The sequence below is a fragment of the Kitasatospora sp. NPDC048662 genome (genome assembly GCF_055587065.1).
Map to the genome: position 1 here is coordinate 949,102 of NZ_JBVJHA010000002.1, position 12,812 is coordinate 961,913.

Below are 12,812 nucleotides of genomic sequence, written 5' to 3' on the forward strand. Positions count from 1 at the left end.
GCTCACCCCACCCGGGAGACCCCCTTGCCGCTCGCCGCTACCTCCGACCTGCTCGCCTCCGCCGCCGCCGACCGGCGCGGACTGCCCGCCTTCAACGTGATCACCTTGGAGCACGCCGAGGCGATCGCCGCCGGCGCCGAAGCCGCCGGCACGCCCGTCGTGCTCCAGCTCAGCCAGAACGCGATCGCCTACCGCGGCGGCCGCCTGCTGCCGATCGCCCGGGCCTGCGCGGAGATCGCCGCCGCCGCCCGCGTGCCCGTCTCTCTGCACCTCGACCACTGCGAGGATCTCGACCTGCTGCGCGCGGCCCCCGCCGCCGGGTTCTCCTCGGCGATGTTCGACGCCTCCGCGCTGCCGCACGACGAGAACGTCAAGGCCACCGCCGAGGCCGCCGCCTGGGCGCACCGCCACGGCCTGCATCTGGAGGCCGAACTCGGCAGGGTCGGCGGCAAGGACGGCGAACCGCCGCTGTCCGCGCACGCTCCCGGCGCCCGCACCGACCCGGCGGAGGCCGCCCGCTACGTCGCCGACACCGCCGTGGACGCGCTGGCCGTCGCCGTCGGCTCCTCGCACGCGATGACCTCGCGCACCGCCGACCTCGACCTCGCCCTGATCCGCGAACTGACCGCCGCCGTCCCCGTCCCGCTGGTCCTGCACGGCAGCTCCGGCGTCCCCGACGAGCAGCTCACGGCGGCGGTCGCGGCCGGCATGGTGAAGATCAACATCGGTACGGCGCTCAACCTGGCCTTGACCTCCGCCGTCCGCGACCACCTGGCGGCCCACCCCAACGCCACCGACCCGCGCAGGTACCTCACCGCCGCCCGCGACGCGATGGCCCGCACCGTCGAGCAGCTGGCCCGGGTGGTCACCGGCCGCTGACACGCCGACGGGGGCACCGGGGAAGCTCTCCCGGCGCCCCCGTCGCGGTGATCACTTGGTGGGGTAGGTGTTGACCGACATCGGCGTCACCGCGACCTGGTCGAGCAGCACGGTGCCCGCGCCGGCCGGCAGGGTGACGGTGATGGTGTTGGCACCGGCCTGCAGGTCCGGCCATATGTTGGTGCTGTACCAGGACTGGTTCGGGTCCTGGCCCTGGCTCTTCGAGTAGTTCTTGAAGGTCACGCCGCCCTGGTGCTCCTTGCCGTTCACCAGGACCTGCGCGGGCTGGTCGGCGCCGGTGTTGTTGAAGTGCAGCCAGACCTTGGTCCGCCCGGCGGTGTCCCAGTTGACCGTCCAGGTGAACGACGAACCGCCCTGCAGCGTCAGGTACTTGCCGTCCGCGGAGACGGCGCCCTTGACGGCGGAGTCGGTGCTCGCACCCTGCGCCTGCAGCTTGGAGGCGTCGCCGAGCGGCTCGTTCGCGGCACTCGGGCTGGGCGCGGGGCTGGACGGCGCCGACGAGCTGGGCCCGGCCGGGGCGGACGGGCTGTGCGTGGTGCCGGCGGCCTGGTTCTTGCCGCCGTCCGGGTCGCCGGTGGACAGCGCGACGCCCGCGCCGATGGCGATCGCGGCGACCACCGCGACGGCGCCGATCACGGCGGCCTTGCCGCGCCCGGCCGGCCGGTCCTCGCCGGGCCGGGGCCGGGAGCGCTCGGCGTACCGGGACTGGTGCGGCAGCGCGGCGGTCTCCTGCCCGGGCGCGGCCTGCGGGTGGCCGGGGCCGCCGGGCGGCGGGGCCTGCGGGTGGACGGGGCGTTCGCCGTAGTTGGCGCGGCCGACCTCCATCGGGCGGCTGTAGCCGGTCCGGGGCCGCTCGGGCGCGGGCTGCTCGCCCTCGGCGGGGCGGTAGAGGTACGCGAACGGGTCGTCCTCGTCCGCGCCGTCGTTGCTGCCGGCCGTCGTCACGGTCAACTCCCCAGGACTGGATGCTCTCGTACCCAGGGCACCCTACCTGCCGTCCTTGACGGCGGCGTAAGCGGTTCAGCCCGCCCGGCGGTGCGAGCGCTCGCCGCGCGAGCCGCGGGCCGCGCTGCCGCGGGTGCGCTTCTCGTCGTACATCCGCTCGTCCGCGGAGTGCAGGACCTCGTCGATGCTCATGCCGCAGCCGGCCCAGCCGATGCCCAGGCTGACGCCGACCCGCACGGCCCGGTTGTCGATCCGCATCGGCGGCAGGATGGCGCTGCGCAGCCGCCCGGCGAGCTCCTTGGCCTCCTCGCGGCCGATGCCGTCGGCCAGCACCACGAACTCGTCGCCGCTCATCCGGGCCACCGTGTCGCCCTCCCGGACGACCTGCAGGAGCCGGCGGGCGATCTCGATCAGCACGGCGTCGCCGGCGTTGTGGCCGTAGCGGTCGTTGACCAGTTTGAAGCCGTCGAGGTCGCAGTAGAGGACGGCGAGCCCCTTGTCGGCGCCGGGGCGGCGGTGACCGTGCCAGAGTTCGCCGGCCGGCAGGTCGGCGGGGACGACGGCGTGCGCATGGTGCGCGGGGGCGCCGTCCTCGCCGAACACCTCGCCGGACGCGAAGGCCTCCCGGTCGCGTCCCAGGGCACTGTCGGGGGGCGCGTAGCCGTGCGCGAGGGTGACGGGGCCGACGGGCACCTGCGGGCCGTCCTGGACGGCGTGGCCGGGCGGCAGCGCCTGCCCGTGCGGGCCGGGGGCGGGCAGCGGGGGGCGGGAACAGAGCCGGCGGGCCAGCCGGGCCCGCAGTTCGGCGCCGTTGGGCAGGCCGGTGAGGGCGTCGTGACTGGCCCGGTGGGCGAGCTGCAGCTCGTGCCGCTTGCGCTCCTCGATGTCCTCGACGTGGGTGAGCAGGAAGCTGGGCCCCTCGGTGGCGTCGGCGACCACCGAGTTGCGCAGGCACACCCACTGGTAGCCGCCGTCACGGCGGGACAGCCGCAGCTCGGCCCGGCCGCCCTCGGCGCTGGTGCGCAGCAGCAGCTCCAGGTCGTCGGGGTGGACCAGGTCGACGAAACGCTGCTGGCGCAGGGTGGCCCGGGGGCGGCCGAGCAGGCGGCACAGGGCGTCGTTGACCCGGGTGAGCTGGCCGGTGCCGTCGCCGTGGAGTTCGGTGATGGCCATGCCGCTGGGGGCGTACTCGAAGGCCTGCCGGAAGGATTCCTCACTGGCCCGCAGGGCCTGCTGCTCCTTCTCCAGCCGGGCCAGGGCGCGCTGCATCTCGGCCCGCAGCCGGGCGTTGCCGATGGCTATGGAGGCCTGGAGGGAGAACATCTCCAGCGCTTCGCGGGTCCAGGCGCCGGGGCGTTTGCCGCTGCGCGGGCGGTCCACCGAGAGGATGCCGAGCAGGTCGCCGCCGGCGCTGTACATGGGGGCAAGCAGCACGTCGGCGGGGTGCCAGTCGTTGTCGTAGACGGGCATCGGGCCGTCGCCGGTCCAGGTGGGGATGTCGGTGCCGATGGCCCAGCCGCGGTCGTGCGGGATGAAGCGCAGGGTGCCCCAGTGGTCGGCGACCTGGAGCATCCGGTCCCAGGACTCGCGCGAGCCGACCTGGCCGAGCAGGACGGCGGGGCCGCCGAAGGTGCTCTCCTCGATCTCCCAGACGGCGGCGACCACCAGGTCGCCGTCGGGCCGCACCAGGCTGACCGCTGCGGCGTCGAATCCGAGCCCGTGGACCGCTCCCTCGACGACCGCCTGCAGGGTTCCCGCCAGGCTCCGGGCAGCGTTGAGGTCCGCCACGACCCGGTGCAAGGTGCGGAGGGTCGCGAGGCGGACGTAGGGCTCCGACTCGGCTTCCATGCGGGGGCTCCCCGGCTGCTTCGGATGGTCTTGAAAGGTTGTCGTCCGATTGCCAGAAGAACTGAATCACAGCGAGCACTCCGATAGGCACGCTCGGTCAGCAATAGGCTGTCAGTGTGACTCAAATCACATAATGATGAAGTGATGATCGTATTCGGAAACGGCAGGGAACGACAGGACGCCCGGCAGGCGACTTCCAGCGGCGCGCCGCCCGCGCGCTCGGCCCAGCGACCGACCCGGCCTACGACCAGGGCCCGATACCGGCACGCGCGCCCGGCGACTACCGTGCGGTACGTGTACAGCTCCCCGCAGTCCCCCACCTCCCCCTCCGCTCCCGCCCCGGTCGCGGAGGCCGGCGCCACTCCCGAGGAGTTCCGCGCCGCCCTCGGCCAACTGGCGGCCGGCGTCTCGCTGGTGACCGTGCACGACCCCGAGGAGGACGAGGACGCCGGCATGACCGCCACCTCGTTCCTGTCGGTGTCGCTGGAGCCGCCGCTGGTGCTGATCTCGGTGCGCGAGGACTCCCGGATGGACGACCTGCTCACCCGGGCCGAGACCTGGGCGGTGTCGCTGCTCGGCGAGGAGCACCGCACGCTGGCCTCCCGGTTCGCCATGAAGGGCCGGCTCAGCGACCGCCTGCTGTTCGCCGACGCCGCCTGGCAGCGCGGCCCGCACTCCGGCGCCCCGCTGATCGACGGCGCGCTCGCCACCGTCGAGTGCCGCACCGAGCGGCGCATCCCGGCCGGCGACCACACCCTGGTGCTCGGCCGCGTGCTGGCCGCGCGGGTGCCCGCCCCGGCCGCGAAACCACTGGTGTACTTCCGGGCCGGCTACCGCCACCTGGGCTGACCGGCCGTCACTCCGGCTTGATCCGGCCGCGCCCCTGCTTCAGCGTGGCCCGGTGCCGCTTGTTCTCCAGCCGCCGCTCCACCATGCCCCGGCTCGGCTTGGTGGCCCGCCGGGCCTTCGGCGGCGGCGCGGTGGCCTCACCGAGCAGCGAGGCCAGCCGGGCGGCCGCGACCTCGCGGTTGCGCCACTGCGAGCGGTGCTCGGAGGCGCGCACCACCAGCACCCCGTCGACCAGCCGGGAGGCCAGCCGCTCCAGGGCGCGGTCCTTCCACACCGGCGGCAGCGCCTCGGAGGCCGCCAAGTCCCAGCGCAGCTCGACCTTGCTGTCCGAGGTGTTGACGTGCTGGCCGCCGGGGCCGGAGGAACGGGAGAAGCGCCAGACGAGCTCGGCGTCGGGGACGACCACCGAACCCCGTACGCGCACGGGCTCAGTCATGCCGCCATCATCCCGCCCGGGCCCGGCGGCCGTCACCTGGTTAACCCGGCACAATGGCGGGCGTGATCGAGCTCGGCTACTCCCTGTCCAACCGCTTCCCCGACCCCCCGCAGACCGACTACCGCACCGCGCCCGTCCGCGCGCTGCGGCACGACCTGTTCGCCGGGGACGTCTACCTGGAGACCGACGACGGCGCCGGCGTGGAAACCCGCTGGGGCTGGGTGCCGGTGCTGGACTTCGCCTGGGCGCTGTGCGACATCGTCGAGCGCCTGGACGAGGACCCGCGCGGCAGCCGGGAGGCCCGGGTGCGCACCGAGGACCTGGACTTCACCCAGAACACCGAACTGCTGCGCTTCGCCCGCCGGTTCGGCTGGGTGGAGATCACCGCCACCTGGCGCCCCGAGGACGAGCCGCTGGTGGTCCGGCACGCCGAACTGCGCCGGGAGTCCCGGGACTTCCTGCAGGACGTGCTGGCCGACCTGACCGAGCTGCACGAGGACCTGGCCGACAATCCGAACACCTGGACCGTGCAGGGCCGGTACCCGAGAATCTGAGCCAACGTCGGGCGGCCGATCGGGGGAGAAATCCGTCCGTCCACCAAGCAGCGGAACCAATGGCCGCTCATCCCGCGTTCTCAGGGCAAAACCGACCGAAGGGACACCACAGACCATGCCCGTGAGCCTCTCCAAGGGTGGCAACGTCTCGCTGACCAAGGAGGCCCCCGGCCTGACCGCGGTCACCGTCGGCCTCGGCTGGGACGTGCGCACCACCACCGGCACCGAGTTCGACCTGGATGCCAGCGCGATCGTGCTGAACGGCGAGGGCCGGGTCTACTCCGACCGCCACTTCGTCTTCTTCAACAACACCAGCACCCCGGACAGCACCGTCGTCCACACCGGCGACAACCGCACCGGCGAGGGCGCCGGCGACGACGAGGCCATCAACGTCAACCTGGCCGCGCTGCCCGCCGACGTCACCCGGATCGCCTTCCCGGTGTCGATCTACGACGGCAACAACCGCGGCCAGAGCTTCGGCCAGGTCCGCAACGCCTACATCCGGGTGCTCAACCAGGCCGGCGGCGCCGAGATCGCCCGCTACGACCTGTCGGAGGACGCCGCCACCGAGACCGCCATGGTCTTCGGCGAGCTCTACCGCAACGGCGCCGAGTGGAAGTTCCGCGCCATCGGCCAGGGCTACGCCTCCGGCCTGGCCGGCATCGCCCAGGACTTCGGCGTCAACGTCTGAGCTCCCCGCAGCACGTGAAAAGGGCCCCCGCTCCGTCCGGAGCGGGGGCCCTCTCGCGTCCTCAGGAGCGGCCGGCCCGCAGCTCCGGCAGGTCCAGCACCTCGGTCTCGTCGTGCGCGGTCAGATCGACCACCTCGCCGGGCTCGGTGTCGGACTCCGCGTGCTGATGGCTCGGCGACTGCTCCACCGCGCGGTGCGCGGGCTGCCCGGCGTCCACCGGAGCGGCGTCCAGCACCGCGTAGCGCTCGCTGTCGGCCACCGCCTCGTCGCCCACCACGTCCGCCAGGTCACCGACCGCCGGGGCCGGCGCGGCCGCCCGCAGCGCGGCCCGGGCGGTGCCCGGCCGGCCGAAGAAGCTGAACGCCGCCGCCCGCGGCCGCTGCGGGGCCACCGGGGCCGTCTGCTCGCCGTCCTGCGGGCGCGCCGCGGGCAGCGCCGGGCCGACCGGGCGCAGCGCCGCCGAACCGGTGGCCGGCACCGGCTCCGGCATCCGCGGCCGCAACTCGACCTGGGCCCGCTCGTCGACCACGCGACGCGCCTCGGCCGCCGCCGCCTGCCGCTCCAGGTGCCGCAGCGCGGCCTGCGCGCGGACGAACGCGGCCGGGGTGGCCGGGTGCTTGGGACGGGTCGCCTCCAGCGCCCGGCGGGCCGCCTCGGCCTCCTTCAGCGCCTGCTCGGCGACCAGCACGGCACGCTCGCGCAGCAGCCGGGCGATCTCGGTCTCCGCCTTCGCCAGCCGGGACTTCTCCGCGGTCAGCCGCCGCCCGAAGCGGGTGGCCCGCTCCTCGGCGACCTCGGCCGCGTACTCGGCCTCGGCGATCTGCTCCTCGTAGCTCTCCTCGGCGCGCAGCCGGCGCACCATGGCCACCTCGGCGGCGGCCCGGGCGGCCCGGTCGCGCTGCCGCAGCACCAGCGCCAGGCCGACCACCGCGACCACCGCGGCGACCCCGACCGAACGGGCCACGATCTGATCCGGACTGGCCACCAGCGCGGCCACCGCCGCGACCACGAGCACACCGGAGGCGACCGGTGGCAGCGACCGGCTCAGAACGGAGGAATGACGGTGGCGTCCGCGAGACATGGCTAGAAACTAGCGTGCGAGTCGAGGCGCTGTCAGCCTCGGCCCCCATTCCGCCCTTGACACGCCGACAGAAACACGGGACGCGTACGTCCCACCACGCAGCGCGACCGGATCCGGCGCGAAGTTCAGCGCGAGGACGCGGCCGTGCCGCGCGGGTGGTCCGGGTCGTCGTGGTCCTCGGGGAGCTTGCAGATGTGCTGCAGCCACAGCGCCACCGCGATCACCGCCGCACCGGCCAGCACCGAGAACAGCGCCGTCCCGGCCTGCGCCCGCCGGGCGGGGACTTCCAGCGAGCCGAGCAGGAACACCCCGACGCCCGCGTACACCCCGGTCACCACCGCCGACACCAGCGCGCTGGCCTGGCCCAGCACCAGCGCCCGCGCCGCGTGCAGCGGATCGACCCGCTTCGCGTCCGGCTGCCGCTCCCGGATCGCCTTCAGCCGGGACCGCAGCGAGATCGCCACGGCCAGCAGCACCATGGCGATCGCCGCCAGCACGAACGGCGCGTACGCGGGCACCCCGGGCAGCGTGCCCAGCGAGTCCCACAGCCGGGCGCCGCCCCAGGACAGCAGCCCCGTGATGGCGACGATGCCGAGCAGCAGGCGGAGACGGAGCGGCTTCACGCGGACGGGCTTCCTTCCCAGTGGTTCGACCCGGCCTTCACGGCCCGGGGGTCCGGCGGGTCACGGCGACCAGCCCACCGTACCGGCCGGGCCGCACCCGCAGGGAGCTACGCCCGCACCCCGCCGGAAGTTCCCGGACCACTCACTCCGGCAGTCGCAGCTGCAGGTCGGAGCGCAGCCGCACGCCCTGGCCCTCGGCCCCGCCGAGGCCCGCCAGCAGCTCCGCGACCGGCCCGTGCCCGGGCACCTCGGCCTTCGGGTCGGCGTCCTGCCAGGGCGCCAGCACGAACGCCCGCTCGTGGGCCCGCGGGTGCGGCAGGGTCAGCTGCGGGTCGTCGCTGACCACGCCCTCGTAGGTGAGGATGTCGACGTCCAGGGTGCGGGCCCCCCAGCGGACGGTGCGTACCCGTCCGAACGCGTCCTCCACGGCGTTGGCCCGCTCCAGCAGGTCCCGCGGCGGCAGCGAGGTGCGCAGCACCGCGACGGCGTTGAAGTAGGCGGGCTGGTCGGCGGGCCCGCCGACGGCGTCCGTCTCGTACACCGCGGACACCGCGGTCACCCGCACGCCGGGAGTGTCCTCCAGCGCGTCGACCGCGCCCTGCAGGGTCTCCAGGCGGTTGCCCAGGTTGCTGCCGAGCGCGACCGCGGCGGTCCGCGACTCGTGCAGGGTGGACTCCACGCGGTCCACCTTGCCCTGCAGGTCGAACGTGGTCGGCGTGGCGGTCGGGTCTGTGGTGGCCATGAGAGTTCCCTCCACTCGGGCTCCACCGGGCGCCATCAGGCGCGGCCCCGGCGGATCGTGATGGTGACGTCGTCGAACGGGACGGTGATCGGGGCATCGGGCTTGTGCACGACGACCTCGACCTCCTCGACCACCTCGTGCCGCAGGCACTGGTCGGCGATCCGCTGGGCCAGCGTCTCGATCAGGTCGACCGGGTCGCCCGCGATGATCGCGGTGACCTCCTCCGCGATCACGCCGTAGTGCGCGGTGCGGGTCAGATCGTCACTCTCGGCCGCCGGACGGGTGTCCAGGAACAGCGTCAGATCGACGACGAAGGTCTGGCCCTCGATCCGCTCCCGTTCGAACACGCCGTGGTGGCCGCGGGCACGGAGCCCACGCAGGGTGACGCGGTCCAGCACAAGAATCACTGCTCCCAGCTGACGGCCCCGCCGAAGCGGGGACCGGCGGGCACCGTCGCCCGCCGCCCCTCGAATCTACCTTCGAGTGCCGACCGCCCCGGACCGCCTCCCCGGCCGCCCACCCGATCGGACCGGCCACCGCGGCCCTTGACGGACGGCTCTCATTCCTCTTCGTCGTCCTCGTCGTCGCCACTGGTCAGCACCGGCGAACCGTGGTGCGACCACAGCTTCCAGCCGCCCGCGGTACGCCGGAACAGGTTCGTCGAGACGACCTTCCCGCCGACCAGCGGCCCCAGCTCGCCCTCCTCCTCGGGCTCCCCGCCGGACAGGATGTTCTCCGTGCAGGTGACCAGTGCCACATCGCCCTGCACGTCCACCTCCACATCCGTCAGGAAGAACTGGATGTACTCGGTGTTCGCCATGATCAGCATGTACGAACGCGTCACCTGGGCCCGGCCCACCAGCGCCGGCCAGCCCGGGTGCACACAGAACACCCCGCCCTTGTCGTCCGCCTCGCCCGGGCCCAGCCAGATCGACTCGACGGCCTCCAGGTCCCCGTTCTCCAGGGCCTCGTACAGCGCCTGATTGGCCGCCAGCACGGCTTCCTCGTCCGGTTCCAGCGCCGCCGCCCGATCGTTGCCGCTCACTGCCTCCGCCACGCCTACCCCCTCTGCTCCGCCTGCTCCCAGGCCGCGACGACTCGTACGGCGTCAGCCGTGCCGGACACGTCATGCACCCGCACCGCCCAGGCACCCGCCTTCGCCGACAGCACCGAGACCGCCGCCGTGGCGTCGTCCCGCTGCCGCGCCGGGCGCAGCTCCCCGGTTTCCGGGTTGGCGAGCAGCGTACCCAGGAAGCGCTTGCGCGAAGCCGCGACCAGCACCGGCCGCCCGAGCGCCGTCAGCGCGTCCAGCCGGCCCAGCAGCGCCCAGTTGTGCTCACTCGTCTTGGCGAACCCCAGGCCCGGGTCCAGGATCAGCTGATCCTCCTTCACCCCCGCCGCGAGCAGATCCTCCACCCGGACGGTCAGCTCCCGCACCACGTCCGCGACCACGTCCTCGTACACCGCCTGCGCGTACATGTCCGCCGACTGCCCGCGCCAGTGCATCACCACGAACGGCGCGCCGGTCTCGGCGACCACCCGGGCCATCTCCGCATCCGCGAGTCCTCCGGACACGTCGTTGACGATCTTCGCGCCCGCCTCCACCGCGGCCCGCGCCACACCCGCCCGCATGGTGTCCACCGAGACCACCACCCCCGCCCGGGCCAGCTCGGTCACCACCGGCACCACCCGGCGCAGCTCCTCCGCCTCCGTCACCCGCAACGCCCCCGGCCGGGTCGACTCCCCACCCACATCCACCAGGTCCGCCCCCTGCGCCACCAGCTCCAGCCCATGCGCGATCGCCTTCGCCGGATCCAGCCACATCCCCCCGTCCGAGAACGAATCCGGCGTGACGTTCACCACCCCCATCACCGCACAACGGTCAAGGACGGGCAGGCCAGGGAGGTTTTCGCTCATACGACCCATTATCGACGCTCGGGGTACGGGCAGGCGGGCGCGAAAACTGTGCGGGCACGAACCCAGGGGCGCGGAAACGGCAGCGGGTGCGAACCCAGGGGCGCGGGGAACTGCGCGAGGCGGAAGGCACCCACCCGCAAGATCGCGACGCAGGACAATGACCTGCACGTGATCGCGCCCTTGCGGACGTGGGGAGCGCTTGTCGCGCAGTTCCCCGCGCCCCTGTTTTCGCACCCAACCGCTCGCGCGAGTCTCCCCGCGCCCCTGTTTTCGCACCCAACCGCTCGCGCGAGTCTCCCCGCGCCCTGGTTGTTCTCCCTACGCCGCCTGGCCCAGCTGAGCCGGAGCCTCCGGCATGAGCCCCTGCCGCTGGCGCTTGCGCCCGAATCGCGGCATGCCCAGCGTGATGAACGCCTCCGCCTGCATCACGGCGAACCCGATCCGCGGCAGGTCCCGGGTCTGCTTGTAGACCAGGAAGCGGGGCTCCCAGGTGGGCTGGAACTTCGCGTTGAACTTGTACAGCGACTCGATCTGGAACCAGCGCGACAGGAACACCAGCAGTCCGCGCCAGGCCCGCAGCACCGGCCCGGCGCCGATCCGCTCGCCGCGGGCCAGCGCCGAGCGGAACATCGCGAAGTTCAGCGAGACCCGCCGGATGCCCATCGCGCCGACCTCCTGCAGGGCGGCGACGATCAGCAGCTCGTTGAGGCCGGGGTCGGCCTCCCGGTCGCGGCGCATCAGTTCCAGCGAGATGCCGTCCGCACCCCACGGGACGAAGTGCAGCACCGCCTTCAGGTCCTCGCCGCCGGAACCGTCCTCGGGGGCCTTGTGCGCCGTGACGACCACGCACTCGTCGTCGCTCGGGTCGCCGAAGCGGCCGAGCGCCATGGAGAAGCCGCGTTCGGTGTCGGTGCCGCGCCAGCGGGCCGCCGCGTCGGCGATCTGCCGCTTCTCCTCCAGGGTGAGGTCGCCGACCCGGCGGACCTTGCAGGAGTAGCCGTTGCGTTCGATCCGCTTGACCATCTGGCGGACGTTGCGCATGGCGCGGCCGGAGAGCGAGAAGGTGGAGGTGTCGACGATGGCCTCGTCGCCGAGTTCGAGCGCGTCCAGGTCGGCCTCGCGGGTCCAGACCTCGCCGCCGACCTCGGAGCAGCCGCAGACGGCGGGCACCCAGGCGTGTTCGCGGGCAGTGGCCATGAAGACCTTGATCGCGCCGGGCCAGGCCTCGACGTCGCCGACCGGGTCGCCGGAGGCGAGCATCACGCCGGAGACCACCCGGTAGGAGATCGCGGCCTTGCCGGTGGGCGAGAACAGCACGCTCTTGTCGCGGCGCAGCGCGAAGTAGCCGAGCGAGTCGCGCTTGCCGTGCCGGGCGAGCAGGTCGCGGAGCTTGAGCTCGTCCTCGGGGGTGAGCTCGGGTTCGGGCTTCTCGGGGCGCAGCGCCAGGTACGCGGTGGTGAGCGCGGTGACCAGGCCGAGCGCGCCGAGCGAGTAGCCGACCAGGTCGCTGATCCGGTCGCTGGTGTAGTGGATCGGGCCCTCGAAGCCGAACAGGCCGTAGCCGACGTGCTCCAGCCGCTGGTACAGCGACGGGTCGCCGATCTCGTACTTCCACCGGACGGAGACGATGGCCAGACCGATCAGCACCGAGACGACGCCGAGCACGACGAAGTTGAGCACCGCGCGCCAGCGGGTACGCGGGTCGGCCTTGGCGTAGAACTCGCGCTGGTGGATCAGCATCACCACGAACAGCGCCAGCGAGATCACGGCCTGGACGAACTGGTGCCAGCGCAGCATGTGGAGCGCGGCGCCGATCGGCAGCAGCACGCACACGGCGCGCCAGGCGCGCCGCTTGCGGCGGCGCAGCGCGTGCGCGAGCAGCACCAGCAGCATGCCGACCATCAGGGTGCCGGCGGCGGCGAGCGTGGTGGTGCCGCCGGGCAGCTGGCCGGCCCAGGTGTGCACCCGGGTGGCCCGGAACCTGGGGAAGACCGCCGAGGTGATGTTGATCAGGCCGATCGCCAGACAGGCGTATCCGACCGCGCCCGGCAGCCATTGCCTCGGTACGGCGGATGCCTGGGACCGGAGCGTCTGCAGTCCCCGCCGGCGGGGCTGGTCGGACGTGGTCTCAGCAGACACGGGAGCGCTCATGGGAACCCAGCCTAGAGGCACCCGGGTGCTGCTCGCGCACCCCGGGAGCCGGGTTGTGATGAACCTTCATGACTG

14 protein-coding genes are annotated in these 12,812 nt (G+C 73.4%); 4 read left to right on the forward strand and 10 right to left on the reverse strand.

All coding sequences use genetic code 11. The features are described 5' to 3' along the window. Positions 1-24: 24 nt before the first annotated feature. Positions 25-879: a class II fructose-bisphosphate aldolase gene (locus ACZ6R9_RS10205; protein ID WP_380488550.1), complete on the forward strand. Its 855-nt coding sequence runs from the start codon at positions 25-27 to the stop codon at positions 877-879. Positions 880-930: 51 nt separating this feature from the next. Here the strand turns inward: ACZ6R9_RS10205 and ACZ6R9_RS10210 are convergent, their stop codons facing one another. Together ACZ6R9_RS10210 and ACZ6R9_RS10215 are read right to left on the reverse strand one after the other, a co-directional pair. Beyond that, entirely contained in the window at positions 931-1,845 is a 915-nt protein-coding gene (locus ACZ6R9_RS10210) for a carbohydrate-binding protein (RefSeq protein WP_380488551.1), read from the reverse strand. A gap of 75 nt (positions 1,846-1,920) precedes the next feature. Then, a complete protein-coding gene (locus tag ACZ6R9_RS10215) occupies positions 1,921-3,693 on the reverse strand; it encodes a GGDEF domain-containing protein (protein WP_465537609.1) in 1,773 nt (590 codons plus the stop codon). Positions 3,694-3,987: 294 nt separating this feature from the next. Here ACZ6R9_RS10215 and ACZ6R9_RS10220 point away from each other — a divergent pair, with 294 nt between their 5' ends. Next, positions 3,988-4,542, forward strand: a complete 555-nt coding sequence (locus ACZ6R9_RS10220; RefSeq protein ID WP_380488554.1) for a flavin reductase family protein — start codon at positions 3,988-3,990, stop codon at positions 4,540-4,542. Positions 4,543-4,549: 7 nt separating this feature from the next. Here the strand turns inward: ACZ6R9_RS10220 and arfB are convergent, their stop codons facing one another. Then, positions 4,550-4,978, reverse strand: a complete 429-nt coding sequence (gene arfB / locus ACZ6R9_RS10225) for an alternative ribosome rescue aminoacyl-tRNA hydrolase ArfB (protein ID WP_465537612.1) — start codon at positions 4,976-4,978, stop codon at positions 4,550-4,552. A 62-nt stretch (positions 4,979-5,040) separates the two neighbouring features. Here arfB and ACZ6R9_RS10230 point away from each other — a divergent pair, with 62 nt between their 5' ends. Both ACZ6R9_RS10230 and ACZ6R9_RS10235 read left to right on the forward strand, forming a co-directional pair. Beyond that, positions 5,041-5,532, forward strand: a complete 492-nt coding sequence (locus ACZ6R9_RS10230) for a hypothetical protein (RefSeq protein ID WP_465537614.1) — start codon at positions 5,041-5,043, stop codon at positions 5,530-5,532. Between the two features lie 115 nt (positions 5,533-5,647). Continuing rightward, the gene (locus ACZ6R9_RS10235; RefSeq protein ID WP_380488558.1) at positions 5,648-6,223 is read left to right on the forward strand and encodes a TerD family protein; all 576 of its coding nucleotides are present in this window, start codon (positions 5,648-5,650) and stop codon (positions 6,221-6,223) included. A gap of 61 nt (positions 6,224-6,284) precedes the next feature. On the opposite strand, the gene ACZ6R9_RS10240 is transcribed toward ACZ6R9_RS10235, so the two are convergent. The 7 genes from ACZ6R9_RS10240 to ACZ6R9_RS10270 all read right to left on the reverse strand — a co-directional run bounded on the left by ACZ6R9_RS10240 (position 6,285) and on the right by ACZ6R9_RS10270 (position 12,737). Continuing rightward, positions 6,285-7,304 (reverse strand): hypothetical protein, encoded by a 1,020-nt coding sequence (locus tag ACZ6R9_RS10240; protein WP_380488560.1) that lies wholly within the window; start codon positions 7,302-7,304, stop codon positions 6,285-6,287. 125 nt (positions 7,305-7,429) lie between these two features. Further along, positions 7,430-7,927: a DUF3180 domain-containing protein gene (locus tag ACZ6R9_RS10245; RefSeq protein WP_380488561.1), complete on the reverse strand. Its 498-nt coding sequence runs from the start codon at positions 7,925-7,927 to the stop codon at positions 7,430-7,432. Between the two features lie 142 nt (positions 7,928-8,069). Continuing rightward, on the reverse strand, positions 8,070-8,705 hold the full coding sequence (gene folK, locus ACZ6R9_RS10250) for a 2-amino-4-hydroxy-6-hydroxymethyldihydropteridine diphosphokinase (RefSeq protein WP_465537617.1): 636 nt from the start codon (positions 8,703-8,705) through the stop codon (positions 8,070-8,072). Next, a complete protein-coding gene (folB, locus tag ACZ6R9_RS10255; RefSeq protein WP_380488585.1) occupies positions 8,705-9,064 on the reverse strand; it encodes a dihydroneopterin aldolase in 360 nt (119 codons plus the stop codon). Before folB ends, folK begins: the two co-directional genes overlap by 1 nt. Positions 9,065-9,228: 164 nt before the next feature. Then, positions 9,229-9,726: a nuclear transport factor 2 family protein gene (locus ACZ6R9_RS10260; RefSeq protein ID WP_380488565.1), complete on the reverse strand. Its 498-nt coding sequence runs from the start codon at positions 9,724-9,726 to the stop codon at positions 9,229-9,231. Positions 9,727-9,728: 2 nt separating this feature from the next. Then, positions 9,729-10,595, reverse strand: coding sequence for a dihydropteroate synthase (gene folP, locus ACZ6R9_RS10265; protein ID WP_465537619.1), 867 nt, complete (start codon positions 10,593-10,595; stop codon positions 9,729-9,731). Between the two features lie 309 nt (positions 10,596-10,904). Beyond that, complete coding sequence (locus tag ACZ6R9_RS10270; protein WP_380488568.1) at positions 10,905-12,737, reverse strand: phosphatidylglycerol lysyltransferase domain-containing protein; 1,833 nt, start codon at positions 12,735-12,737, stop codon at positions 10,905-10,907. Between the last annotated feature and the right edge of the window lie 75 nt (positions 12,738-12,812).